Genomic DNA, 25,497 nt, shown 5'->3' with positions numbered 1-25,497 from the left:
TATGTCGAATAATGTCTCCGGTACCGGTAAACCTGCGGCTCCAGTAAAAAAACTGAGTATCGCTACACTGGCAATTATGAATATCGTGGCCGTTGTTAGCCTCAGGGGATTACCCGCAGAAGCTGAATATGGTCTGAGTTCTATTTTCTACTATCTTTTTGCCGCAGTATTTTTCTTAATCCCAGTATCATTGGTGGCGGCAGAACTGGCCACCGGTTGGCCTGAGAAAGGCGGGGTATTTCGCTGGGTTGGCGAAGCCTTTGGCCCCCGTTTAGCTTTTCTCGCCATGTTTATGCTGTGGGTTGAAGTGACAGTGTGGTTTCCAACCGCACTGACATTTGCTGCTGTCTCACTGGCCTTTATTGGCCCGGAACAACGATGGGACGAGGCCCTGTCTGCCAATAAATTCTTTGTATTAGGAATAGTGTTATTTATTTATTGGCTAGCCACCTTTATTGCCTTTAAAGGGGTAGATACTTTCGCCAAAGTTTCAAAATGGGGCGGTATTATCGGTACCATTATTCCAGCCGTTATTTTGATTGTGTTGGGTTTTTCTTACCTTATTGGCGGTGGTGCACCGCAAATAGAATTAGCCTGGGATCAGGCCATTCCTGATTTTACTAACTTTGATAATGTGGTGCTGGCAGCGAGTATTTTCTTGTTCTACGCCGGGATGGAGATGAATGCCATCCATGTTAAAGACGTGGATAACCCTAATAGAAATTACCCCATTGCCATCATGTTATCAGCCGTGGGGACTGTGCTTATTTTCGTGCTAGGAACTTTGGCGATTGCCTTTATTATTCCACAATCTGATATTAGCCTGACCCAAAGTTTGTTGGTTGCCTACGACGATATGTTTAAGTGGGCGCATGTGGAATGGCTGGGGCCAGTTGTCGCTTTTGCCTTGGCTATTGGGGTCTTGGCCGGTGTCGTGACTTGGGTTGCTGGCCCGTCTTCTGGGCTGTTGGTTGTGGCTAAGGCGGGTTATTTACCGCGTTGGTGGCAACATACCAATAAGAATGGCATGGCGACCCACATTTTATTGCTACAGGCGCTGCTAGTTTCCTTGTTAGCGATATTATTTGTGGTGCTACCTTCCGTGCAGGCGGCATATCAAATAATGAGTCAATTGACCGTTATCTTGTACCTTATCATGTATATGTTGATGTTCGGCTCCGCGATTTATTTGCGTTATAGCCAGCCGAATCGCCCACGCCCTTATCATATTCCCGGTGGGACGATTGGTATGTGGATTATTGGTGGCGCAGGGCTTATTGGCTCAATCTTGGCTTTCGTATTCAGCTTTATTCCACCCAGCCAAATTTCGGTGGGTAGCCCAACAGAATATGTTGGCATTTTGATTGCCGCCACATTGTTCTTCGTCATATTGCCATTCTTGATTTATATCGTCCGCAAACCTCACTGGCGTGATGCTAATAGTGATTTTGCCCCATTTACTTGGCAAGCGGAAAATGGTCATCCGGGGATCCCGAGCACTTCGGCGATACATACCGGTGAGGTGACCGCTGCGGCGGCAAATAAAGCCGCATCTGCGGGTACACCGAAAAGTTAACATCCTCCCTTACATGCAGGGCGGCTTCGGCCCCCTGCTTCATCATATTAAGTGTTGGAGTCAGTATTATGACTATTGACCTAGCTCGCCTGAATCAAGTTGTTAAGGATGCATATTCGCAATATTCCACCCTCGCTGGAGGGGAGAATGCCAGCTACATTCCCTATCTGGCCAGTGTTCCCAGCCAGTTGGCCGCGGTGGCCATTGTCACTGTTGATGGCGATATTATTTCGCAAGGTGATGCTGATTTTCGCTTTGCCTTGGAGTCCATTTCGAAAGTGTGCTCTCTGGCTCTGGCATTAGAGGATATTGGCCCGCAAGCAGTGCAAGACAAAATCGGTGCAGATCCGACGGGTTTGCCGTTTAACTCGGTGATTGCCTTGGAACTGCATAATGGTAAGCCATTGTCACCGCTGGTGAATGCAGGGGCGATGTCGACCGTGAGTGCGATTAAAGCTAGCAGCCGGGAGGAGCGCTGGGCGCGTATTCTGGATATGCAACAACAGTTAGTAGGAGCGCCGATTGCACTGTCGGATGAGGTTAATCATTCCGAACAAACGACCAATTTTCACAATCGGGCGATTGCATGGCTGCTTTATTCGGCTCAAACCATGTATTGCGATCCTATGGAGGCCTGTGATGTTTATACCCGTCAGTGCTCAACATTGCTCAATACCATTGAACTGGCAACCATGGGGGCAACGTTTGCTGCAGGCGGCATAAATCCTGTGACTAAAAAACGGGTATTAACCGCCACCAATACGCCGTTTATTTTGGCTGAAATGACCATGGAGGGGCTGTATGGTAGTTCGGGCGACTGGGCATATACCGTAGGGTTGCCGGGGAAAAGTGGTGTGGGCGGGGGAATATTGGCGGTGGTTCCGGGTATCATGGGGATTGCGGCCTTTTCACCGCCACTTGACCCGGTTGGCAATAGTGTCCGTGGGCAAAAAATGGTGGCGTCGGTGGCTCAGCAGTTAGGATATAACTTATATAAAAGCCGTTAGTCATAAATGGCCCTGCCAGGCAGGGCCAACATGGTTAGTGGCAAATTAACTTAAATCGATATCTTTGTGGCCGAAAAACCAAGTCAGGATAAAGCCGGCAATATATGAGATAAGCAAACCTGCCACATACACCAGCATCCCGGCGAAAATCCCTTGGGCTGAGGTCATCAATGGAATCGACACCAACCCGGAGGGGCCAAACACCGTATTCAGCCCAACTGGCAGCCCCAGCCAGGCGACCAGACCAATAAAGAAGCCGCCGACTGCACCGCCGACACAAGCGGTAATAAAAGGTTTCAGGCGCGGTAAGGTTACGCCATAAATCAGTGGCTCTCCAATCCCCAGTAACCCCGGGAATATGGCCCCTTTAATCTGCGTGCGCAGCACAGAACCTTGTGGCGAGCGGGCATAAAGCGCCAGCGCTGCCCCGACCTGACCCGCACCCGCCATCGCCAGAATGGGAAATAGTGAGTTAAATCCTTGCGCATCCATCAAGGCGAAATAGACCGGCACAAATCCTTGGTGAATACCAAATACCACGGCAATGAGGAATAATCCTGCCAGAATAGCGGTGCCAAATGGGTTGCCATTCAAATGCATAAACAGCCATGACATGCCCTTAAACAGCTCGCCACCGACCGGCATGATGACAACGAATGTGATGGCACCGGTAATGAGTAAGGTTATCGCCGATGTCAGAATCATATCCAGATTATCAGGGATAAAACGGCGCACTTGCCGCTCAATCCAAGCGCCCAACATACAGGCCAATAGCACCCCGATGATATTGCCGCGTGGGTCAATGACCAGGCCAAAGAAATTTTCCATGCCGCCGTAGTAGCCGACAGTCCCCTCGGGCACGTAGCGTAAAATAAAGAGCGACGCAATAATTGCGCCGTTAACCCCGGTCCCGCCAAAGGCTTTTTGTGTATTAAAGCCAATCAGAATGCTCAGGAATGTGAACAAACCGATGCTAAATACTTTCATGTAAGCAATCAGTGCTGCTAACCATGGCGACTGAACAACGCCATCCAATGCCAGTGTTTGCTGGAGCAGTGTTGCTATCCCCAGCAGCAGCCCTGCGGCAATAAATCCGGGAATCAATGGGGTAAAGATGGTGGCGAATTTGGTCAGAAAATTATGAACAGCACTTTGTTGTTTCGCTTTCATTTGCTGTTTTTTCTGGCTCGCCAGTGCTTGCAAATCAACATCCTGAGCAGTTTCATGCCCCTGCTGCGGTTCAGAACTCAATACCTTGTTCATCATCTCGCTGGCAGTCTGGGCCTTGCCTGGCCCAAGAATGATTTGCAGTTGGTCATCACCATTGACTACCCCCATAACACCAGGGATTTTTTTCAGGTCTCCGTGCTGGATGAGTTCTCGGTCTTTTAAGGTGAGGCGAAGCCGCGTCATGCAGTTTCCGCAGACGATGATATTGTGTCGACCGCCAATGAAGAGCAAAATTTGGTCTATCGTGCTGTCCGTTATTTTCGCCATGGTTATGCTTTAATCTCCTGTAGCGCTTTGCGGATAAATCCCTTGTTTTTGTTAAGGATAGCGCTAGCTTCCTCAGCAGACATACCACTTAGGAGCATCATAATGGCCGTTTTGCAGTGTCGGTTACATTGATTGAGCGCCTCTTGCGCCTCCTCAGGGGAACACTCCGTCGCCTGAACAACAATATCCACCTGACGTTGCACCAGCTTGGCGTTTGTTGCCTCAACATCCACCATCAGATTGCTATACACCTTCCCACTGCGGATCATCGCCCCGGTTGTCAGCATATTCAGGATGAGTTTCTGCGCGGTTCCCGCTTTCATTCGTGATGAACCGGTAACAACTTCCGGGCCGACTAGCGGCTCAATGGCAATATCTGCCACTCTACTCATCTCACTGTTTTGATTGCAGGAAATGGCCACTACACTCGCACCAACACTACTTGCATAGGCCATCGCCCCCAATACATATGGTGTGCGGCCGCTGGCGGCAATACCCACTAATACATCGCGGGCATTAAAATTGAGGTTACGCAGGTCTTGCTCGCCCATTTCGCGGCTATCTTCTGCATTTTCAACTGCCTGTAAAATAGCGGTATTCCCGCCAGCGATTAGCCCCACGACCATTTCTCGTGGGGTGCCGTAAGTTGGTGGGCACTCACTAGCATCCAAAATCCCCAATCGACCAGACGTCCCCGCGCCACAGTAAATTAATCTGCCGCCTTGCCCGAAAGCCTCTGCAATAAGAGCAACGGCGCTGGCAATCTCGGGGAGCTTTTCTTCCACCGCGAAAGGGACTTTTTTATCCTCATTATTGATGACCTTGAGTATCTCTAATGCTGAAAGAGTATCAATTTGAGCACTGGCCGGGTTTCGGCTTTCCGTAACCATTGAGCTTAGGTTAATCTTCATGAGGACTTCCTTTTATTTAAATTATCGGCGATGTTAAGGAATTATTTATTTATTAAACGTGATGTTTATCACGGTAAAATCTATTCTAATTACTGGGGAAATGAGGAATAAGTACAGATAAAACAGAACAAATAAATAAATTATCTTCATTATATTTATGCAGTTACGCCTTAATCATAAAAGGTGCTTGCACTGGAATAATCTATTGTATTTAACGGGGAACCTTTGATGTCGATTCTGAATGAAATAACCTGGTTACTACCTGAACTGGCTGAAAATCAGCAAAAAATAGCAAAATATATTCTTGATAATCCGGAATCTATACTGAGTATATCCTCCTCCCAGTTTGCCGAAGATGCAGGAGTCAGCCAATCCGCCATTGTAAAATTTAGCCAGAAAATTGGAATGAAAGGTTTTCCAGCACTAAAAGTCGCCATTAGTGAAGAATTAAGCAGGAATAACTTATTCAAATCCTATCCACATAAAGCGCTGCATAATTCTATTTCGTCAGAAGATTCATTGATGGTAATGGCGCAAAAACTGGCGCACGAAAAGACGGCATCGATTATGGAAACCACCCGGAAAATTAATTTTTCAGTTTTCCAGCAAGTCGTTTCGCTCATTAATACCGCTCAGCGCGTACAGATAGTGGGTATCTGGGGGTCGGGGCTTACAGCAAAAGATCTGAGTTATAAATTACAGAAAATAGGCATAATGACTTTGGTTGAAGCTGATCTTCATGTGCAGATTGCCGCCGCACTGACCCTCACACCAAAAGATGTACAGATTGTTCTTTCTTTCACTGGCCGAAGAAAGGATATGAGAATCGCTGCAACAGTGGCTAAAGCCCAAGGGGCTACCGTTATTGCCATTACCGGCAGTAAAGTCTCGCCATTGGCTAAAATTGCAGATTATGTCCTTGAAAGTATTTCGGATGAAAATGAGTGGAGAAGTTCCTCCATATCTTCCAGAACAGCCCAAAATACACTAACAGACTTAATATTTCTGGCACTGATGCAGCAGCGGAAGGAAATGGCTAAACCTTTGATTCTGAATGCCAGCATGACAATAAACAATCTGGATGATTAATATATAAGTTTATCGTTTATAACCCCTAAGGCAATGAGGGTGATATATTTTCATTATCTCTTTGCCTTATGTTTTTTCCCTTTTCCTCATGCATCGGAAATTACCTACAAACTCTAATGGTGATTAGATAATTATATAATCAGTATTCCAGAGCTAAAAAAATTATTCCTTGTCTTATTGCCTTATGCCACGGGCTTGTGGAAATGCAGTTCACGAAAAGAAATGTTATTATTCCTTTTAGGACAAAAAGACGAATCAATCAACTGTGATAATTATCACTTTATTATGTGCGCTAAAAAGTAAAATCGCCCGGCAAACATAACTAATGGAGGAGTTAATGAAAAAAATAATACCCGCGATTCTCTTATTTAGCACCTGTACTTATGCAGATGTTATTCCAGACGCGCAACTGAAAGAGATGTGGCAATCACCGCAAGCATCCGCTAAAAAAATCGTTTCTAAAATGAGTTTTGAAGAAAAACTTGGGCAAATATTGATGGTTGATATTCGTTCCTGGAGTCAAGATGAGAATAGCGATAAAACAGCATTTGTCGAAATAAATGATACTGTCAGTAAAATGATTCATGATTATCATTTGGGCTCTATTATTCTTTTTCGAGAGAATCTGATTGATACTGCTCAAACGGTCAATTTAATCAATAATCTGCAGCGTGCTCGCAGTAATTTCCCTCTGTTTATTAGTACAGACCAAGAGGGGGGCTATGTCACCCGTCTACGAGTTGGAACTGAAATGCCGGGGAATATGGCGTTGGGCGCGACTGGATCGTCAAAATTAGCTCAGCAAGCGGGAAGTGTGCATGGTTATGAATTATCTAGCTTGGGTTTTAACTTTAATTTTGGCCCGGTAGTTGATGTTAATAATAACCAGAATAACCCTGTTATTGGCGTCCGATCTTATTCAAATGATCCGGTGCTGGTGGGGGAGTTAGCGCGCAGTTATATTGACGGTATTCACAAGTATAATGTGCTCACTTCACTAAAACATTTCCCAGGACACGGTAATGTCACCTCGGATACGCATTTTGCTCTACCAACAGTTAATATTGATAAAGCGGCATGGCAACAAGTCGAGCTGAAACCCTTTGTAGAAGTCATGCCTATTACTGATGCAATTATGACGGCCCATGTCGTCGTGCCAGCCCTTGACAATTCAATGCTGACAAACATTAATGGGGAGAAAATTGGCACTCCAGCCACATTATCAAAACCTATTCTGACCGACATTTTACGCAATGAACTCAAATATAATGGTCTGATCCTGACCGATGCAATGGATATGGGGGCTATTACCAGTAACTTTGATCGTAATTGGTCGATTAAGCAGGCTATTACAGCGGGTAGTGATATTGTATTAATGCCAATGGCAATAAAAAATAGCACTAGCATCGAACAACTCAATGTACTTTATAGCTATTTAAAGACAGAGGCTACTAAAGATCCTGTGTTTAAACAACGTATTGAGGATGCTGCACAGCGGGTCATTTATACCAAACTGAATAAACGTATTTCTCCAGAACCTCGTGATATTGCTAGAGCAGAGAAAGTTGTCGCTTCAAAAATGCATAAAGATATTGAGAATTTCATTTCTGAACAGGCTATTACGCTGATTAAAAATGATAATGTTTTGCCTTATAAAATTAAGCCACAAAACAATATCATGGTATTCTCCGACGAGAAACCCCGCAATGAGCTTATTACCAAACATCTTGATGATATTGCTAATGAATTTCACGTTAATTTTTTGGTTAAAAACCAAGTCATAAAGCTGGATAAAGATAATGTAAGCGCTGAAGATATTGCAAAACAAATTGAAGACCAAAACTTTATTATTCTTGCTACCTATAATCTTAAGCTAAATCCTATTAATGCACAGCGGATTATAGATGAAGCTAATAAAGCCAATATTCCTTTAGTCGTGATGTCAAGTCGAAATCCTTATGATATTGCTTACTTATCAGATGTAAAAGCAAATATTGCCATCTATGGTATCACTGGTTTTGATGTTACCAATAATGTACGCAACAGCTTGGAAACCAATATTCGTAGCGGATTAAGAACACTATTTCAAGGGCCAAAAGGTAAGTTAGATGTACTGGCTGAACCTCATGGGAAATTACCTGTGGATATTAGAACGCCTGATGATAGCCAAATACTCTATCCACGTGGTTACGGATTGACGACGTTATAAAAATATTGGAAGGTAAAAATGAATATCTTAAAAGGATTTGTGATTCTCAGTACCCTAACAATGTGTATGCCTCTTTTAGCCGATGAATTTGAAACTGATTATGATCAAGAAATTCATAAATTGAATAAAAGAATTCAGCAAATAGAACAGGAGAAAAAAGAGGCACAAGATAAACTAAGACAGAAAGCATGGAATTTTGACACCTATATTGGTGCAGAGCAAGAAATAGATAGTGACGAAAGTTGGAAGTTTATTAAAGGTAGTATGGCAACATCACCTTATGTTGGGGCCTATATTTATCAGAATGACTCATTATGGCTATATGATGTTCAGTTTTTGAAAACATATTTAGATAATAATCCCGAATACGACCGTACACGTTGGCAGGCCGGGGTAACTAGAACTTTTCCCTTTACCTACAATGGTAAGAACGGTAATACAAAATTGCGTTTGGGTTATCGTAATGATAACTGGCATTATCCCTCAATCAGCAACCCGGCATTAGCGGATCCTGCTTATAAAGGGGATATTCGTAAAGGTGAAGAGCGGCATGAAATTTGGATCCGTCCACAAGCCTATTATAAATATTCAGAAAACTTGAGTTTTAATGCCAGCCTCTCATTTCGTTTGATAGACCGTAAGTTAGACTATGCGCGTGCCAAAGGGAATTACGGCGTATATAAACGGGACTGGAGCCAAATTAATGAGCATTTTGCTGGTGCAAACATCACCTTTAATCAGAAGAATTCACTGTGGTTAAACTATTTGTACATTGATGAGCAACTGGTCAATACGCTTTATAATAAAGAGCATTTCTTCTGGGGAATATATCGTTATAAATTTGATAACGGTTTTCTATTGATGCCTTATACACGTCTGGCACTGGTCAAAGGAACACAAAGTTTCCGTGACTCGAATAATCATGAGATTTTGTATAAAGAAAAAAATCGTAGTCGCTATGGTTTGCAGGTGCTCTATCCGCTGACGAAGCAAACTTCAATATTTACTGATACTTATTATCGCCCAGAGCAAACCTGGACGAATAACAACAAGAGCAGTAACAACTTTTGGTTCTGGGCGGTGGAATTAAGGCATAACTTCTGATATCAAATAAGTAATATCAACATATAATTTCATTTATAGCGAGAGATAAGGAATGAGATATTTCCTGCGAACATTACTGTGCCTATGCTCGATACTTGTGCTAAGCACTGGACATACCCGTGAGACACAAGAAATTATTTTAGGTGTCGATCAGGAAAATGTATATGGGCCGCTGCTTAAAAATAAGCGTATCGGCTTAATGGTAAACCAAAGCTCAATTAACAAAGAAGGGCGTCATACCATCGACAAGTTGTTAGCTGAGCAGAATAAATATCACTTCACAGTGACGGCATTATTCTCTGTTGAGCATGGCATACGTGGAAATGCAGATGCTGGGCTGGGTGATGACAATCACGTTGATAAACAGAGTGGCCTCCCGATTATTTCTTTGTATGGGCGGGATAACGATGGGCGTGTACGGGCGCATCCAACCGAGGCACAGTTATCTAATGTTGATGTCGTCATTTATGATTTGCAGGATGTCGGTGTTCGTTATTTTACCTATACCATTTCTATGCATCATATGTTGGAAAGTCTGCAAAAATATCATAAACAATTTATGGTATTTGACCGGCCTAACCCGCTAGGAAATCATGTATATGGGCCTATTCTTGAGGAAGAGAATATTTCCGGTATCGGTATGCACCCGGTGCCGATGGTACATGGGCTGACGTCGGGTGAATTTGCCAAGATGATTATCAATGAAGGCTGGCTGACGAATTTCGATGATTCTAATTGGCAGGCTTTCGGTATTAAAACTTATCAGTTTCCTGTGGAAGATTTGACCGTCATTGCTATGGGGAATTACACACATGATTTGCCTTATTCATTGCCAGTAAGACCTTCGCCAAATTTACGCAGTGACCTGGCTATTCAGCTTTATCCTGCTTTGGGGATATTTGAAGCAACCAGTGTCAATATGGGGCGAGGCTCTGACCATCCTTTTGAACAATTGGGTTTTCCATCTCGGATATTTTATGTCAACACTTGCTATCACGTGGATATTAACCAGCAGAAAACAGGCTGGCCGCAAGCGGGTAAAGACGTGTGTAGTGAAGAATTTACTGCCACTAATATAGCCGAGGTTAAGCCGACGATACGTTACTTTGTTGAATGGTGGTTCAAATTTAAAGAGGCAGGGTATGCAATGGTTATCCCATCCTCGATGGAAGCAAAATATCTGGATTATCAAGAAGAGTATTTTTTAATACGTCCTCTTTGGTTGGCTAAATTAACCGGCTCACGTAATTTGGTTAAATTAATGGAAGAGGCTAATGAGAAGAAATTAACTGTTGATGAGACTGTCAATTATTTGGAGTCTCACTGGCAACCCGGTATTAATAATTATTTGAAGCTACGCGAGAAATATAAAGTTTACCCTTAAATTCTATTCTTCTTTGACATTTGGGGTGCCAGCGAGAGCGGCACCTCTTTTTTTGATTTTTATTCTGAAGCGAGTATCACGGGTTATTCAAACCAAATAAAAAGGAGTCAGACGATTGCTCATCTAACTCCTCACTGAATTTGGTGGCCCCTACTGGACTTGAACCAGTGACCAAGCGATTATGAGTCGCGTGCTCTAACCAACTGAGCTAAGGGGCCAGACTTGGGCGCTGATTATACGGTAGTTTTTATCCTGCGGTCTAGAGCTGAAGAATCAGATGGGCGTTTTATGCACAAAATTAAGGTTTTTTACGGACTTGGTGGGTTGAGACTGACCGATATCAGTAAAATATCAGTCTCGGGCTAAAAAGAAAAACCCCGGCATGCCGGGGTTTTTGTGTGCTTGTCAGCGCAATGGATAATTAATCATCCAAGAAGCTGCGCAGCACTTCTGAACGGCTTGGGTGGCGCAGTTTGCGCAATGCCTTCGCTTCGATCTGACGGATACGTTCACGGGTGACGTCGAACTGTTTGCCCACTTCTTCCAAGGTGTGGTCAGTATTCATGTCAATACCGAAACGCATGCGCAGAACTTTCGCTTCACGCGCTGTCAGGCCAGCTAACACGTCATGAGTGGCAGAACGCAGGCTCTCAGAGGTTGCAGAGTCCAGCGGCAGCTCCAGAGTGGTATCTTCAATGAAATCGCCCAGATGTGAATCTTCATCATCACCAATTGGGGTTTCCATTGAAATTGGCTCTTTCGCAATTTTCAGCACTTTACGAATTTTGTCTTCCGGCATTAACATGCGTTCAGCCAACTCTTCCGGTGTAGGTTCACGGCCCATCTCTTGCAGCATCTGGCGCGAGATACGGTTGAGTTTGTTAATGGTCTCAATCATATGCACCGGAATACGGATGGTACGCGCCTGGTCTGCGATAGAGCGTGTAATAGCCTGACGAATCCACCAAGTTGCATAGGTTGAGAACTTATAACCACGGCGGTATTCGAATTTATCTACGGCTTTCATCAAACCGATGTTGCCTTCCTGAATTAAATCAAGGAACTGCAAACCACGGTTGGTGTATTTTTTCGCAATAGAGATAACCAGACGCAGGTTAGCCTCCACCATCTCTTTCTTGGCGCGACGCGCTTTCGCTTCACCGATAGACATACGACGGTTAATGTCTTTCACTTGCTCGATGGTCAGGCCGGTTTCTTCTTCGATCTGGCGCAATTTCTGCAAGCTACGTTGAACATCATCCGAAACGTCTTTCAGTTTTTCCGACCACGGTTTACCCATGGCAATTGCTGCAGCAAACCAAGTATCACTGGTTTCATTGCTAGCAAACAGGGTCACGAAGTTTTTCTTTGGCATTTTGCACTGTTCAACACATAACTTCATGATGATGCGTTCTTGAGTACGAACACGGTCCATCATGGCGCGCATGTTGTTGACCAGATAGTCGAATTGCTTCGGTACCAGGCGGAACTGTTTGAAGACTTCGGAAAGTTTCAGAATCTCAGCAGCAGCATTCGCATGACTGCGACCGTTTTTCTTGATTTCCATGCGTGCATTTTCGTACTGCTCACGCAATTCGCTGAATTTCAGACGTGCCAGCTCTGGGTCAATGCTGTTATCGTCTTCTTCTTCTTCGTCGTCTTCATCTTCGTCGTCGTCGTCATCCATTTCTTCGCTGGATAATTCAGAACCAACGTGAGTGGCCGTCGGCGCAATATCTTCTTCGGCGTTCGGATCAACAAAACCGGTGATCAGGTCAGATAAACGAGCTTCACCTGCTTCAACGCGATCATATTGTTCCAATAGGTAAGTAATCGCTTCAGGGTATTCAGCAACGGAGCACTGAACCTGATTGATACCGTCTTCGATACGTTTGGCGATATCAATCTCACCCTCACGCGTCAATAACTCAACGGTACCCATTTCGCGCATGTACATACGCACCGGGTCAGTGGTACGCCCGATTTCGGATTCAACACTGGACAACACCTGTGCAGCAGCTTCAGCCGCGTCATCGTCGGTATCAGTGGTGTTCTCGGCCAGCATTAAATCATCGGCATCAGGTGCTTCTTCTAGCACCTGTATGCCCATGTCATTAATCATCTGGATGATGTCTTCGATCTGATCGGAATCGACGATATCTTCCGGCAGATGGTCATTGACCTCAGCATAGGTCAGATAGCCTTGCTCCTTACCACGGGTGACAAGTAGTTTCAGCTGTGACTGCGGGTTTTGCTCCATAAGACGGTATCCACACTTCAGAGTATTTGGGTTGGTGTCGGTCGGCGAAACCGCCAACAATAGCATTTGGGGCTTTTTTTTGTCGCCGCTGCCCGCCATGACGGCATATTGTGGGGATTCGCCCCCACATTTATCGGCAATTAAGCCGTTGGGTATTTCATTTTGTCCTGGCTAATGCCAGATTCAAAGACCAAAGCTCTTTACGTTCTTCGGCGTTTAATCCATGTGTACGATCACGCGCTATGAGTGTTTCCTGACGTTGCTCCAATATGGAGTCATACAGGCTGGTTAGCGTGTCGACAAAAGTCTGTTCGACCATGTCCTCAACAATCATGTGGTTCCATGTTGCAAGAGTTTCAAGCTGTTGGCTGAATTTATTATCACGATACAGTTCCAATAACTGACCGGTTGTTAGCCCCGGTTGGGCTAAACAGGTCTCAACCAACTCAATAAATAACGGTAATCCAGCTAACTTGGCTTGTTCGACACCCTGCAATGAGGGGATAAGTGTAGCCAACTGTGGGTTTTGCACCAGTAGCCCTATAAGTATACGCATGGTTGTGCGTTTTAGCTGGGGCGGCTGGTAGCTATTTGTGTTTTCAGCCAGTTTCGGCATCAGCTTGTCAAGCTGGCTGTCATCTAGCAAACCTAGCTTATTGCCTAACTGTTGGCGCAGATAAAGCCGTAAGGTTTCTCCAGGCACCTGGCTGATTAAAGGAAGTGCCAGTGTGCTTAATTTGGCGCGCCCGTCTGGGCTGCTCAAATCCACCTGTGGCATCAAGGTTTCGAACAAGAAAGTTGAGAGTGGCTGCGCCTGCTCCATCCGCTGTTCGAATGCATCTTTCCCTTCTTTGCGCACCAGAGTGTCCGGGTCTTCGCCATCGGGCAAAAACATAAAGCGTAGCTGACGCCCATCATTTAGATAGGGCAGAGCTGTTTCTAAAGCACGCCAAGCTGCATCTCTACCGGCCCGATCGCCGTCATAACAACAAATTACATTATCGGTCGCGCGGAATAATAGTTGAATATGTTCCGCCGTGGTGGCTGTACCCAGCGAGGCAACAGCATAATCAATACCAAATTGCGCCAGTGCCACCACATCCATATAACCTTCAACCACGAGTAGCCGGGTTGGATTCGGGTGATTCACTTGCGCTTCATACAAGCCATATAACTGGCGGCCCTTATGAAAAATTTCTGTTTCTGGGGAGTTGAGGTACTTCGGCACTCCATCACCCAGAATTCGCCCGCCAAAGGCGATAACCCGCCCGCGTTTATCGCGAATAGGGAACATGACGCGCTCACGAAAACGATCGTAAGTTCGCCCTGTATCATTAGTCACCAACATCCCTGCATCGTTCAGCGCCGTGCGGCTTTCGCCATCGCGACCAAAACGTTTTAAGGCATTGTCCCAACCTGGAGGGGCAAAACCGATAGCAAAATGTTGAATGATTTCTTCACTCAAACCGCGATGTTTAAGATATTCGCGTGCCTGATTGGCGTTCTGGCCTTTGAGTGATTGTTGATAGAATGCACTTAGGCTTTCCATCAGCTGATAAAGACTTTGCCGTTGGTGGCGTTCAATCTGTGTGGTGCCGGTTCCTGCCTCATAAGGCACTTCCAGCCCGTGCATGGTGGCTAACTCTTCGATACTTTCGACAAATTCAAGTCTGTCGTAATTCATCAAAAAATCAACCGCATTACCATGCGCGCCACAGCCGAAACAGTGATAAAACTGCTTTTCGCCATTAACAGTAAATGAGGGGGTTTTCTCATGATGGAACGGACAGCACGCGTGATAATTTTTGCCTTGCTTCTTCAGTTTTACCCGAGCATCAATAAGATCGACGATGTCAGTGCGAGCCAGCAAGTCATTGATAAATACGCGTGGAATTCGTCCAGCCATAAGCCCCTATTCGGTCAGTCCATAAACGAGAACAAGCCGCGCATTCCTTTCGGAAAGCACGGCCTTCGTATGCAACTACTCGATCTGCGCGTTCTTAGAACATAAAAAACTACGCGGCGGGGTTACCCCCGAAGAATTAATACAGACGAGTGCGGCGTGCGTTTTCGCGGGCCAGTTTCTTCGCGTGACGTTTTACAGCAGAAGCTTTAGCGCGTTTACGTTCGGTAGTCGGTTTTTCATAGAATTCACGACGACGAACTTCAGCTAAAACACCTGCTTTCTCGCAAGAGCGTTTGAAACGACGAAGAGCGACGTCGAATGGCTCGTTTTCACGTACTTTAATTACCGGCATGTGCCTCTCACCTCAATAGAAATCGGTTTGCTGCTGGCCAATCGCCAGCCTTCTCAAAATGGTGCGGAATTTTACTTCAATGGATGCTGCTTTGTAAAGCACCACAGCAAATTGAAACAGGCACGCTCCTGTGATGTCGCCCCCGTTCTTTACAAGAAAGTTGGTGCCGAGAGTGCGACGGCCGCTGATTATATACTAAACAGGGCCATTGAGCGAATTTATCAACATTTTTTTCAAATGTGAAAACTATCAACAACATTCATGGCGTTGGCTAGCCAAAATGCCACTTTCCTGCCCAATTTAGGATCAGAAATCATGACGAGCGACTGGGTTATGCTAAACTATCGGCCGCACGTGAATGATGGGAAATGTAATGCGAGTTTTGGGTATAGAAACGTCCTGCGATGAAACCGGAATTGCAGTGTATGACGATGAAGCCGGTCTGTTAGCTAACCAATTGTACAGCCAAGTTAAATTGCATGCTGATTATGGCGGCGTCGTGCCTGAGCTGGCTTCCCGTGATCATGTGCGCAAAACGGTGCCATTGATTCAAGCTGCATTGAAAGAAGCCAATTTGAGCGCCAAAGACATTGATGGCGTGGCGTATACCGCAGGCCCTGGGTTGGTCGGGGCATTGCTGGTTGGGGCCACTGTCGGCCGCGCATTAGCCTTTGCTTGGGGCGTTCCCGCCGTGCCCGTCCATCATATGGAAGGGCATTTATTGGCACCGATGCTGGAAGAAAATGTACCGGAATTTCCGTTTGTCGCGTTACTTGTCTCCGGCGGTCACACGCAATTAATCAGTGTGACGGGGATTGGTGAGTATTTGTTACTCGGTGAGTCTGTTGACGATGCGGCCGGGGAAGCCTTTGATAAAACAGCAAAATTATTAGGGTTAGATTACCCCGGTGGGCCAATGTTGTCGCGTATGGCCCAGCTTGGAACTGCCGAAAGATTTACTTTCCCGCGGCCAATGACTGACCGTCCGGGGCTGGATTTCAGTTTTTCTGGCCTGAAAACGTTCGCGGCGAATACCATCCGCGCCAATGGTGATGATGACCAAACTCGTGCCGATATTGCCCGCGCGTTTGAAGATGCCGTGGTCGACACTCTGGCTATCAAATCCAAGCGCGCACTGGATCAAACCGGCTTTAAGCGCTTGGTTATTGCTGGCGGAGTGAGTGCTAACCGCACTTTACGCTCAAAACTGGCCGCAATGATGCAAAAACGTGGCGGGGAAGTATTTTATGCTCGACCAGAATTTTGCACCGATAATGGCGCGATGATCGCCTATGCGGGTCTGATTCGGCTGAAAAGTGGTGTGAATAGCGAATTGTCAGTATCGGTTCGCCCGCGCTGGCCGTTGAGTGAGTTACCGAAAGTGTGATCAGAAAGTGTAAGCGGGGCTGCGGCGGTGTTGCCGCAGTCTTTCACAATGCTCATGGACTATAAGTCCACTCCGTTTTTTCACTTCTTTGCGCCTTGCCTCGCGCCCGCTTAGCTGATTCTAAACTAATCCTCTTTCTCTTCTAACTCGGCGGCTTCTTCGGCCGGGGTTTTCTGTTTTTTCTTTCTGAGCTTATCCCAGATTTTACTTTCTTTGCCGCGCCATAAACGTTGAATATTATCGTGGTGGCGCATCAGAATCAGGCAGGACAGCATGGCCACCGGGAAGGTAAATTGCGGTTTGAACCACCAGACATAGAAGGGGGCGATTAATGCGCTAATAATTGCGCCCAAAGATGAATAGCCACTCAGTAGCACGGTCAACAGCCAAGTGCCGGTCATCAGGCCGGTCAAATCCCAGCCAATAGGCGCGATGGCACCAAATGCCGTGGCGACGCCTTTACCACCTTTAAAGTGGAAAAATACCGGATAAATATGACCAAGACAGGCTGCAATGGCGGTCAAGCCAAGATACAGTGGCGAAACGTGTAGCAGATAAGCAATCCAAACCGGTAACATCCCTTTCAACACATCGAAAATCAGTACCGTGGCCGCCGCCGTGCGGCCACCGATGCGTAGTACGTTGGTGGCCCCGGGATTACCGGAGCCATGCTCACGCGGATCGGGTAGCTTGGCAACCCGGCAGACCAGGACCGCACTGGAAATAGAGCCACACAAATACGCGAAAATAATCATGCCAAGCGCGATAGCACTCATAACACCGCCCTGTTGAATAATGATCGTTTTAATCGCAACATCAGTGGATAATACGCATATTCGGCTGGAAGTGGTATCCGGCAGGCATAAAAACAGAGAATGACGTGATGGACATCGTATTTATTGAGGAACTCAGTGTCATAACCACCATCGGTGTTTATGACTGGGAGCAGACCATTCAGCAAAAGCTGGTGTTCGATATCGAAATGGGCTGGGATAATCGTAAGGCCGCTGGCAGTGATGATGTCAATGATTGCCTGAGCTATGCAGATATCAGTGATGCCGTGATCAAGCATGTTGAATCGCAGCGTTTTGCCCTGGTTGAGCGGGTGGCCGAAGAGATAGCCGGGCTATTACTCCAGCAATTTAATTCGCCTTGGGTGCGGATTAAGGTCAGCAAACCAGGTGCAGTTGCTCAGGCGCGCAATGTTGGGGTGGTGATTGAACGCGGTCAGCGGCCCAGTTAAGCCATGGCGTTATTGAAGGTATATTTTTCGCTATAGTGACATAAAAGTGCAACCCTAGCTCTATAATATGGTCTGATTGCATCGTATAGCGTGATAAATTAATTAATATTGAATCTGAACGGCATTGTTTTGTTAACAGTCGATATTGTTTTAGTCACTATCGATATTGTTTTCAGCATTGCCGTTTTTTGTGGTCTCTATTACAGGGCATTGGGTATCGTAGATGACGGATATGTATTCGCTGTTTGTGGCTTTTGTATTGGGTGTGGTTGAAGGGCTGACCGAATTTTTGCCTGTTTCATCGACGGGTCACATGATTATTGTCGGTGAGCTGTTAGGTTTTACCGGCGATAAAGCAAAAACCTTTGAAGTCATTATCCAGTTAGGGTCGATTCTAGCCGTGGTGGTGGTGTTCTGGCGGCGTCTATTCGGCCTGATTGGTATTCATTTTGGTCAAGTCCCTCATGAGGGGAAAACCAGCGGCCATCTGACATTGGGCCATATTTTATTGGCGATGATTCCGGCGGTCGGTTTGGGATTGGTTTTTCACGACGTCATCAAATCGTTATTCAATCCGCAAAGTGTGATGTATGCATTGGTCGCTGGCGGTATATTGTTGCTGGCAGCGGAGTGGTTTAAACCGAAAAATCCTAAGTCGATTGGGTTGGACGATATTACTTATCGCCAAGCTTTTGCCATTGGCTGCTTTCAGTGTTTGGCTTTGTGGCCGGGTTTCTCTCGCTCTGGTGCGACGATTTCTGGCGGGATGTTGGTCGGTGTTAACCGCTACGCGGCCTCTGAATTTTCCTTTATTTTGGCTGTGCCGATGATGCTCGGGGCCAGCGGATTGGATTTGTATAAAAGCTTACATTTCCTGAGTTGGGGCGATTTGCCGATGTTTGCCGTCGGTTTTATCACCGCCTTTGTTGTCGCGCTGATTGCCATCAAAACCTTCCTGTCACTGATTAAGCGTATCTCTTTCGTGCCTTTTGCGATTTATCGCTTTATTGTCGCCGCCGCGGTGTACTGGGTCTTTATGTCGTAGTTTAGTGACCGAGTGCTACAAAAAAGCCCTGAATAATCAGGGCTTTTTATTTCAGCATGACAGTCACTTATTGTGGAATCACTTCTTGAGTGAGTTTCCATTGTGCCAAAGCCAATTGGCGGCGGCGCTTCAGTTCGTCGCGAATTGCCAAACCCTGTAGCCCACTGGCAACCACTTCCTGCACCGATACCCCGTTGGCAATACGGAATGCGGCCCGCAAATAATCACCCTGTGGATACGGATTTTTCTCAAATCCGGTGCGGCCTCGGGCATCTGCTTCACTGGTCATTATCATCTGCTCAAGGCGCTCTGGTTTGCGCCACACATCAATAGCATCGAACAGTTTGAGCAGAGTTTCAGGGCGGAGTTTATTCACTGTGTGAATGAGATCATGATATTCCGCCACCAATTTTGCTAAATTTCGCACTGGGTTTGGCACCCGAAAGCGCTGGCATAACTGCTCGACTAACTTGACGCCTGCCGGGCCATGCCCATGATGATGTGGCCAAAACTCTTTTGGTGTCAGTCCCTTACCTAAATCATGACAAAGTGCAGCAAAGCGCACGTCAACCTCAGGGCTGAGTTGAGCGGCAATGGCCAGCGTCATCAGTGTGTGAATGCCGGTATCAATTTCCGGATGCCATTTTTCTGGCGCAGGAACACCGAATAAGCGCTCAATTTCAGGGAACAGCACCGCCAGTGCTCCACACTCACGCAACACTTGAAAATAGATTTGTGGGCTTGATGTTTTCAGCGCCTTTTCAGTTTCTTTCCACACGCGCTCTGGTGTTAAAGCCGCCAGTTCACCACTTTCAGCCATTTTCGCCATCAATGCTTGGGTCTCTGGGGCGATAGTAAATCCCAGATGAGCGAATCGAGCAGCGAAACGCGCCACACGCAAAACACGCAATGGATCTTCGCCAAAAGCATCAGAAACATGGCGCAAGACTTTGTTTTCTAAATCTTGTCGGCCATTATAGGGATCAAATAGCTCGCCATCACTGCTGCGGGCAATGGCATTAATGGTTAAGTCGCGGCGCAGTAAATCTTCTGCCAAGGTAACGTCAGGGGCGGCATAGCAGGTAAATCCGGTATAACCTTGGCCCGATTTACGTTCGGTGCGGGCCAGGGCGTACTCTTCATGGCTGACAGGATGAAGAAATACCGGGAAATCTTTACCCACTTGTTGGTAGCCTTGTACCAGCAGTTGTTCTGGGGTAGCGCCGACGACGACCCAATCTTGTTCAGTGACTGGCAGGTTTAATAAGCTGTCGCGGACGGCACCGCCGACCAGGTAGATTTCCATGTAAAACCCTTCGTTCTTGGCGTTGCAGCGAATATCAGTTCATCCAGCGGTTATTCTTTTTACGGCTTGGGATCAAGTGTGGCAGTATCAGGCCCAATAACAAGCCAATTCCCGCGACACCGCCGCCGTACATAAACCATTGCAGAATAATGGTGCGCTGCTTGTCATCCAATTGCAGGTTCACGGCACTGACTTTCTTCTGAGCAACAACTAACTGGTTTTTCAGTGACTCATTTTCTTTTTGCAATTCGGAAATGACACTGTCGCTGGCCGCCACTTTTTGCTGCATTTCTGCGGTGCGCTGGTTCCAGCTATTATCAATATTAGCCAATTTGTCGGTCAGTGTTTTAACTTGCTGCTCAAGGTCAGGAACCCGAACACGTAAGCTGGGGGTTTCGCTCAGTTGACCCAGCGGGATCCAGGTGGTTTTGCCCTTGCTGTCGCGGATTTGGCCATAATTTGTGCTGTCATCAACGCTTATCAGGGCAACTTCATCGCCACCTTTTAGCGTGCCAACAATGCGGTATTGATTACCGGGGCCACTACGAATAAAAGTATCCAGCTCATCAGAGATATAGCGTTTTTCTTCCGCGTAAGCACTCAGGGAAAGAATGAGACTTAGCATGGCAAGGCAAATTAGGTGTAATTTCTGCATTAGAGAGTCATTTATGAGTGAATATATGTGACGATAGTAGTGTGTTCAGTTTGCCGACGCAACGCATAAACCGGAATGAGAACTATCTTACTCTCATAGCCCGCGCGGCTTTAGCCCTTTAGCTGTTTATTTTAACGACGGTGAAAATTTGTCTTATGAAGCTTTAGGGTAGACTGGCTAAAACAGGTTAAAATAGGCTTTGACTCAGGGCTGCCGTGCGGGCTTATCTGTGTAAAACAGGCAAATCACCGCAAAAAAGGCATAATGTCCGTAATCTCGCAACATACCGGTGTGAATGAAATTATGACCGTTGAAATAGAATTAAAATTTATTGCTACACCTGCGGCCATTGCCGCTTTACCGGAGCGAATCACCTCTTGGCAAAACCAGCATTCAGCGCCGCAAACCTTGACCAATATTTATTTCGAAACAGCAGATAACCGCCTGCGCCAGCATGATATTGGCTTGCGTATTCGTGGTTATGATGGCCGTTATGAAATGACGGTCAAGACCGGCGGCAAAGTTATCGGTGGTTTACATCAGCGCCCTGAATACAACGTTGATATTGATAACGACAAACTAGATTTGGCGCGTTTCCCCGCTGATATCTGGCCTGAAGGTTGGGTGGTTGATGCGCTGCAAGCAGAATTAAAACCCTTGTTCCGCACTGATTTTACCCGTGAGAAGTGGGTAATTACTTACGGTGAGAGCGAGATAGAGCTTGCTCTCGACCAAGGCACGATCAGTGCTGGTGAGCTATCAGAACCCCTGAGTGAAATTGAGTTAGAACTCAAAAAAGGCCATCAGACAGATTTATTGGCACTGGCAGTTGAATTGGCACAGATCGGCGGCTTGCGTCAGGGGAATCTCAGTAAAGCGGCGCGCGGTTATCATTTGGAGCAAGGTAATCCACCGCGTGAATTACGCCCATTATTGGTTTTGCAACCTGCGCCGAAATCTACTGTCGAGCAAGGGATGGTTGCCGGGCTGGAAATGGCATTAGACCACTGGCAGTATCACGAAGAGTTATGGTTGCGTGGTGAGTCAGCGGCGAAGCCTATGATTATTGAAGCATTAGGGATGATTCGCCAAACATTGGCTATCTTTGGCGGATTGGTGCCACGCAAAGCTAGCACTGAGCTGCGGGCGTCATTAATGGCGCTCGAACCTCAGTTAGAGCCGAAAAATGCCGATGCCGAGTTAATCTGTTATAGCGCCGATTACCTGAAATGTAAGTTAGCGCTTACATCTTGGTTGGTGAGTGCTGGCTGGCGGCCATTTATGGATGATAAAGCTCGAGCCAAGTTCGATGGTTCGTTCAAACGCTTCTGCGACATTATGTTGAGCCGCAGTGCTGCCGACTTGAAAGAGGCCTTTGGCCATCACCTGGATGATGATGGCTATTTGGCACAATTGCCGCGGTTAAACCGGCAGATCATGGCTTTCCAACTGCTCTCTGGTTTCTATCCACAAGATGAATGGCACCCATACATTGATGGCTGGTTTGGTTTACAGCAGGCGATTATGGCGCGCCAAGGGCACTGGCGTGATACTGCCCGTAAGGACGCATTATCCCAGCCCGCTTTTTGGTTGAATGGGGCTGTGCGCTAATTCAAACCGTGCGTTAATCGAATATATAGCCCTCAGCCTGGCCGTTAAGGACTTGATATGTTGCCACTCTCTGCGGAATTACAGATTCAGGCGCAAAATATACAGCAGCGCTTTTATGAGTTGCCGGCCCGACCGGATTTAGGTGAAGAAGATATTGCCGTCTTGGCGTTGAGTGATTTTGTCAGTGACATGCTACTGATTCACCCTGATTGGTTGGATGAGCTGCATCAGCAGCCACCACAGCCGCAGGAGTGGCAATTTTATCCACAATGGCTGCATCAAGCTCTGGCCGAGGTACAAGATGAAGCCGCGTTGTTAACCGCTTTGCGGCTATTTCGTCGGCGGATTATGGTGCGCATCGCTTGGTCACAAGCACTGGAAACCAGCGCCACGACGGATACCTTGCAGCAGTTAAGTTGGTTGGCTGAAAGCTTGATTATCGCCGCTCGCGATTGGCTGTATCAGGCTTGTTGTCGTGATTTTGGCACCCCTTGCAATAGTGAGGGTGTCCCGCAGCCTCTGCTGATTTTGGGCATGGGAAAGCTAGGTGGTGGCGAGCTGAATTTCTCATCAGATATTGATTTGATTTTTGCTTATCCCGAAAACGGCCAGACCCAAGGAGGGCGGCGTCAGTTGGACAATGCCCAGTTTTTCACCCGCTTGGGCCAGCGGCTGATTAAGGCATTAGACCAGCAAACCATCGACGGCTTTGTCTATCGGGTGGATATGCGCTTGCGCCCATTCGGCGATAGCGGGCCGCTGGTGCTGAGTTTTGCCGCACTGGAAGATTATTACCAAGAGCAAGGTCGCGATTGGGAGCGCTATGCCATGGTGAAAGCGCGGCTGATGGGCGGGGCGGAAGACCATTACAGTCAGGAGCTGCGTCAAACTCTGCGGCCTTTTGTGTTCCGCCGCTATATCGATTTCAGTGTGATTCAGTCACTGCGCAATATGAAGGGGATGATTGCCCGTGAAGTCCGGCGGCGCGGCCTGAGAGACAATATCAAGCTGGGGGCGGGTGGCATTCGTGAAATTGAGTTTATCACCCAAGTTTTTCAGCTCATTCGAGGCGGGCGTGAACCGCGTCTGCAAGAGCGCGCTTTGCTGCCCACCTTACAGGCCGTGGCGCAACTGGGTTTACTGCCCGAAGCACAAGTGGCCGCACTCAGTGGCAGTTACCTGTTTCTGCGCCGTTTAGAGAATCTGTTGCAAGCTATTGGCGATGAACAAACTCAGACTTTACCCAGCGATGCATTGAATCAGGCCCGACTAGCTTGTGGCATGGGCTATGTGGATTGGGCTACGATGCATGCCGCGCTAGAACATCACATGCAAGCCGTCCGCTTGGTCTTTGATGACCTAATCGGCGACGATACCCCAGATATTGGCGAAGATCCCCGCCATGGTTTGTATAAAAGCTTGTGGCAGGATGCACTGGAGGAGAATGATTTAGCGCCACTGACACCGCATTTAGACGAAGCCGCGCGCAGCCAGTTGCTGATGACTATCAAACATTTTCGCCATGACGTGGATAAACGCACCATTGGGCCGCGTGGTCGTGAGGTGCTGGATCAACTGATGCCGCGCCTGTTTGCGGAAGTTTGCCCACGACCCGATGCTAATATTGCTCTCAGCCGTTTGATTCAATTGCTGCTCAGTATCGTGACTCGAACCACATATCTGGAGTTGTTGGTCGAATATCATGCGGCATTGAAACATGTTATTCGCTTATGTTCAGCTTCGCCGATGGTCGCCAGCCAGCTAGCGCGCTATCCCCTATTATTGGATGAATTGCTCGACCCGCAATCACTCTATCAGCCACTGGAACCCAGTGCTTACCGCGATGAACTTCGTCAATATTTACTGCGGGTTCCGGAAGATGATGAAGAGCAACAGCTGGAGGCACTGCGGCAGTTTAAGCAGGCGCAACAATTGCGTATTGCTGCCGGTGATATCACTGAGGCGCTGCCGGTAATGAAAGTGAGTGACCACTTAACTTATCTGGCAGAAGCCATCATTGACGCGGTTATCCAACAAGCGTGGAACCAAATGGTTGCCCGCTATGGTCAGCCAAGTCATTTGCAACAGCGCGAAGGCCGGGGTTTTGCTGTCATTGGTTATGGCAAGTTGGGCGGCTGGGAGCTGGGCTACAGCTCTGATCTGGATCTGGTTTTCCTGCTTGATTGCCCGTTAGAGGTGATGACGGACGGTGAGCGTAGCATTGACGGCCGCCAGTTCTATTTGCGTTTGGCCCAGCGCGTAATGCATTTATTCAGCACCCGTACCTCATCAGGCATTCTCTATGAGGTGGATGCACGGCTAAGGCCGTCTGGAGAGGCGGGCATGTTGGTGAGCACCGTCGAGGCTTTTGCTGATTACCAGCAAAATGAAGCATGGACGTGGGAGCATCAAGCATTGGTGCGCGCGCGCATTGTCTATGGTGACCCTGAGTTACATCGAGAGTTTGACACCATTCGCCAGCACATTCTTTGTCGCCATCGTGAAGACCCGCAATTGCAGCAGGAAGTCCGCGAAATGCGTGAGAAAATGCGCAATCATCTGGGCAGTAAGCAGCGCGATGTGTTTGATATCAAAGCCGATGAGGGGGGGATCACTGATATTGAGTTTATTGCCCAATATCTGGTGCTGCGCTACGCCGCCACTGAGCCACGCCTGACCCGCTGGTCTGATAATGTGCGAATTTTTGAGCTAATGGCTAATTACGGCATCATGCCCGAGGAGGAAGCCGCGGCATTAACCCGCGCCTACGTCACCATGCGTGATGAAATCCATCACTTGGCATTGCAGGAGCAATCCAGCAAAGTGGCGGCGGATAGCTTTCTAAAAGAAAGAGAGCAGGTGGATGCCAGTTGGCGTAAATGGTTGGTGGTAGCGCCTGCCAGCGCCTAGATTCCAGTTATTAATGGTATGCAAGGTGTCTGTGATATTATCCGG

The 25,497-nt window shown here is 47.1% G+C and carries 19 protein-coding genes and 1 tRNA gene; 11 read left to right on the top strand and 9 right to left on the bottom strand.

Annotated features, from left to right (window positions below):
- Window position 1 precedes the first annotated feature (1 nt).
- Window positions 2-1,576, top strand: coding sequence for a glutamine/gamma-aminobutyrate antiporter GadC (gadC, locus tag D5F51_RS19435; RefSeq protein WP_129198584.1), 1,575 nt, complete (start codon window positions 2-4; stop codon window positions 1,574-1,576).
- A 68-nt stretch (window positions 1,577-1,644) separates the two neighbouring features.
- On the top strand, window positions 1,645-2,583 hold the full coding sequence (gene glsA / locus D5F51_RS19430; protein ID WP_129198582.1) for a glutaminase A: 939 nt from the start codon (window positions 1,645-1,647) through the stop codon (window positions 2,581-2,583).
- A gap of 45 nt (window positions 2,584-2,628) precedes the next feature.
- On the opposite strand, the gene murP is transcribed toward glsA, so the two are convergent.
- Entirely contained in the window at window positions 2,629-4,080 is a 1,452-nt protein-coding gene (gene murP, locus D5F51_RS19425) for a PTS N-acetylmuramic acid transporter subunit IIBC (protein ID WP_129198581.1), read from the bottom strand.
- A 2-nt stretch (window positions 4,081-4,082) separates the two neighbouring features.
- Complete coding sequence (gene murQ, locus D5F51_RS19420) at window positions 4,083-4,991, bottom strand: N-acetylmuramic acid 6-phosphate etherase (protein WP_025377032.1); 909 nt, start codon at window positions 4,989-4,991, stop codon at window positions 4,083-4,085.
- Window positions 4,992-5,219: 228 nt separating this feature from the next.
- Between murQ and D5F51_RS19415 the strand changes: the two genes are divergently transcribed.
- From D5F51_RS19415 to D5F51_RS19400, 4 genes are all read left to right on the top strand, one after another.
- Window positions 5,220-6,080, top strand: a complete 861-nt coding sequence (locus D5F51_RS19415; RefSeq protein WP_025377031.1) for an SIS domain-containing protein — start codon at window positions 5,220-5,222, stop codon at window positions 6,078-6,080.
- Window positions 6,081-6,417: 337 nt separating this feature from the next.
- The gene (locus tag D5F51_RS19410) at window positions 6,418-8,289 is read left to right on the top strand and encodes a glycoside hydrolase family 3 protein (RefSeq protein ID WP_162301798.1); all 1,872 of its coding nucleotides are present in this window, start codon (window positions 6,418-6,420) and stop codon (window positions 8,287-8,289) included.
- A gap of 18 nt (window positions 8,290-8,307) precedes the next feature.
- On the top strand, window positions 8,308-9,393 hold the full coding sequence (locus tag D5F51_RS19405) for a hypothetical protein (RefSeq protein WP_129198577.1): 1,086 nt from the start codon (window positions 8,308-8,310) through the stop codon (window positions 9,391-9,393).
- 52 nt (window positions 9,394-9,445) lie between these two features.
- Window positions 9,446-10,777, top strand: a complete 1,332-nt coding sequence (locus D5F51_RS19400; protein ID WP_129198575.1) for an exo-beta-N-acetylmuramidase NamZ family protein — start codon at window positions 9,446-9,448, stop codon at window positions 10,775-10,777.
- Between the two features lie 141 nt (window positions 10,778-10,918).
- On the opposite strand, the gene D5F51_RS19395 is transcribed toward D5F51_RS19400, so the two are convergent.
- The 4 genes from D5F51_RS19395 to rpsU all read right to left on the bottom strand — a co-directional run bounded on the left by D5F51_RS19395 (window position 10,919) and on the right by rpsU (window position 15,295).
- Window positions 10,919-10,995 (bottom strand) — tRNA-Ile (locus D5F51_RS19395).
- A 203-nt stretch (window positions 10,996-11,198) separates the two neighbouring features.
- Window positions 11,199-13,037 (bottom strand): RNA polymerase sigma factor RpoD, encoded by a 1,839-nt coding sequence (gene rpoD / locus D5F51_RS19390; protein WP_025377009.1) that lies wholly within the window; start codon window positions 13,035-13,037, stop codon window positions 11,199-11,201.
- 157 nt (window positions 13,038-13,194) lie between these two features.
- Window positions 13,195-14,943, bottom strand: coding sequence for a DNA primase (gene dnaG, locus D5F51_RS19385; RefSeq protein WP_129198572.1), 1,749 nt, complete (start codon window positions 14,941-14,943; stop codon window positions 13,195-13,197).
- A 136-nt stretch (window positions 14,944-15,079) separates the two neighbouring features.
- Window positions 15,080-15,295 carry a 30S ribosomal protein S21 gene (gene rpsU / locus D5F51_RS19380; protein ID WP_001144069.1) on the bottom strand — a complete coding sequence of 72 codons (216 nt, stop codon included), beginning with the start codon at window positions 15,293-15,295 and terminating at the stop codon, window positions 15,080-15,082.
- Between the two features lie 373 nt (window positions 15,296-15,668).
- Between rpsU and tsaD the strand changes: the two genes are divergently transcribed.
- Window positions 15,669-16,682 (top strand): tRNA (adenosine(37)-N6)-threonylcarbamoyltransferase complex transferase subunit TsaD, encoded by a 1,014-nt coding sequence (gene tsaD, locus D5F51_RS19375; protein WP_129198570.1) that lies wholly within the window; start codon window positions 15,669-15,671, stop codon window positions 16,680-16,682.
- 125 nt (window positions 16,683-16,807) lie between these two features.
- Here tsaD and plsY read toward each other — a convergent pair whose 3' ends face one another.
- A complete protein-coding gene (gene plsY, locus D5F51_RS19370; RefSeq protein ID WP_025377005.1) occupies window positions 16,808-17,458 on the bottom strand; it encodes a glycerol-3-phosphate 1-O-acyltransferase PlsY in 651 nt (216 codons plus the stop codon).
- A 107-nt stretch (window positions 17,459-17,565) separates the two neighbouring features.
- Here plsY and folB point away from each other — a divergent pair, with 107 nt between their 5' ends.
- A complete protein-coding gene (gene folB, locus D5F51_RS19365; RefSeq protein WP_025377004.1) occupies window positions 17,566-17,925 on the top strand; it encodes a bifunctional dihydroneopterin aldolase/7,8-dihydroneopterin epimerase in 360 nt (119 codons plus the stop codon).
- 223 nt (window positions 17,926-18,148) lie between these two features.
- Window positions 18,149-18,970 (top strand): undecaprenyl-diphosphate phosphatase, encoded by an 822-nt coding sequence (gene bacA, locus D5F51_RS19360; protein WP_025377003.1) that lies wholly within the window; start codon window positions 18,149-18,151, stop codon window positions 18,968-18,970.
- Window positions 18,971-19,037: 67 nt separating this feature from the next.
- On the opposite strand, the gene D5F51_RS19355 is transcribed toward bacA, so the two are convergent.
- Together D5F51_RS19355 and D5F51_RS19350 are read right to left on the bottom strand one after the other, a co-directional pair.
- Entirely contained in the window at window positions 19,038-20,276 is a 1,239-nt protein-coding gene (locus D5F51_RS19355) for a multifunctional CCA addition/repair protein (protein WP_129198568.1), read from the bottom strand.
- 34 nt (window positions 20,277-20,310) lie between these two features.
- Window positions 20,311-20,931 carry a TIGR04211 family SH3 domain-containing protein gene (locus tag D5F51_RS19350; protein ID WP_025377001.1) on the bottom strand — a complete coding sequence of 207 codons (621 nt, stop codon included), beginning with the start codon at window positions 20,929-20,931 and terminating at the stop codon, window positions 20,311-20,313.
- A gap of 303 nt (window positions 20,932-21,234) precedes the next feature.
- Between D5F51_RS19350 and D5F51_RS19345 the strand changes: the two genes are divergently transcribed.
- Both D5F51_RS19345 and glnE read left to right on the top strand, forming a co-directional pair.
- Window positions 21,235-22,542, top strand: coding sequence for a CYTH domain-containing protein (locus tag D5F51_RS19345; protein WP_129199516.1), 1,308 nt, complete (start codon window positions 21,235-21,237; stop codon window positions 22,540-22,542).
- A 57-nt stretch (window positions 22,543-22,599) separates the two neighbouring features.
- On the top strand, window positions 22,600-25,452 hold the full coding sequence (gene glnE, locus D5F51_RS19340; protein ID WP_129198566.1) for a bifunctional [glutamate--ammonia ligase]-adenylyl-L-tyrosine phosphorylase/[glutamate--ammonia-ligase] adenylyltransferase: 2,853 nt from the start codon (window positions 22,600-22,602) through the stop codon (window positions 25,450-25,452).
- Window positions 25,453-25,497 lie beyond the last annotated feature (45 nt).

Origin of the sequence: Yersinia hibernica (assembly GCF_004124235.1) — a bacterium.
In the GTDB taxonomy this organism is placed as follows: domain Bacteria; phylum Pseudomonadota; class Gammaproteobacteria; order Enterobacterales; family Enterobacteriaceae; genus Yersinia; species Yersinia hibernica.
This window is presented reverse-complemented; position numbering and strand designations above follow the sequence as displayed.

Coding starts and splice junctions, on each gene's coding strand:
- D5F51_RS19345 (WP_129199516.1), top strand. CDS start 21,235: ATGACCGTTGAAATAGAATTAAAATTTATTGCTACACCTGCGGCCATT.
- rpoD (WP_025377009.1), bottom strand. CDS start 13,037: ATGGAGCAAAACCCGCAGTCACAGCTGAAACTACTTGTCACCCGTGGT.
- D5F51_RS19400 (WP_129198575.1), top strand. CDS start 9,446: ATGAGATATTTCCTGCGAACATTACTGTGCCTATGCTCGATACTTGTG.
- bacA (WP_025377003.1), top strand. CDS start 18,149: ATGACGGATATGTATTCGCTGTTTGTGGCTTTTGTATTGGGTGTGGTT.
- D5F51_RS19350 (WP_025377001.1), bottom strand. CDS start 20,931: ATGCAGAAATTACACCTAATTTGCCTTGCCATGCTAAGTCTCATTCTT.
- folB (WP_025377004.1), top strand. CDS start 17,566: ATGGACATCGTATTTATTGAGGAACTCAGTGTCATAACCACCATCGGT.
- dnaG (WP_129198572.1), bottom strand. CDS start 14,943: ATGGCTGGACGAATTCCACGCGTATTTATCAATGACTTGCTGGCTCGC.
- D5F51_RS19415 (WP_025377031.1), top strand. CDS start 5,220: ATGTCGATTCTGAATGAAATAACCTGGTTACTACCTGAACTGGCTGAA.
- tsaD (WP_129198570.1), top strand. CDS start 15,669: ATGCGAGTTTTGGGTATAGAAACGTCCTGCGATGAAACCGGAATTGCA.
- D5F51_RS19355 (WP_129198568.1), bottom strand. CDS start 20,276: ATGGAAATCTACCTGGTCGGCGGTGCCGTCCGCGACAGCTTATTAAAC.
- glsA (WP_129198582.1), top strand. CDS start 1,645: ATGACTATTGACCTAGCTCGCCTGAATCAAGTTGTTAAGGATGCATAT.
- gadC (WP_129198584.1), top strand. CDS start 2: ATGTCGAATAATGTCTCCGGTACCGGTAAACCTGCGGCTCCAGTAAAA.
- murQ (WP_025377032.1), bottom strand. CDS start 4,991: ATGAAGATTAACCTAAGCTCAATGGTTACGGAAAGCCGAAACCCGGCC.
- murP (WP_129198581.1), bottom strand. CDS start 4,080: ATGGCGAAAATAACGGACAGCACGATAGACCAAATTTTGCTCTTCATT.
- D5F51_RS19410 (WP_162301798.1), top strand. CDS start 6,418: ATGAAAAAAATAATACCCGCGATTCTCTTATTTAGCACCTGTACTTAT.
- plsY (WP_025377005.1), bottom strand. CDS start 17,458: ATGAGTGCTATCGCGCTTGGCATGATTATTTTCGCGTATTTGTGTGGC.
- D5F51_RS19405 (WP_129198577.1), top strand. CDS start 8,308: ATGAATATCTTAAAAGGATTTGTGATTCTCAGTACCCTAACAATGTGT.
- rpsU (WP_001144069.1), bottom strand. CDS start 15,295: ATGCCGGTAATTAAAGTACGTGAAAACGAGCCATTCGACGTCGCTCTT.
- glnE (WP_129198566.1), top strand. CDS start 22,600: ATGTTGCCACTCTCTGCGGAATTACAGATTCAGGCGCAAAATATACAG.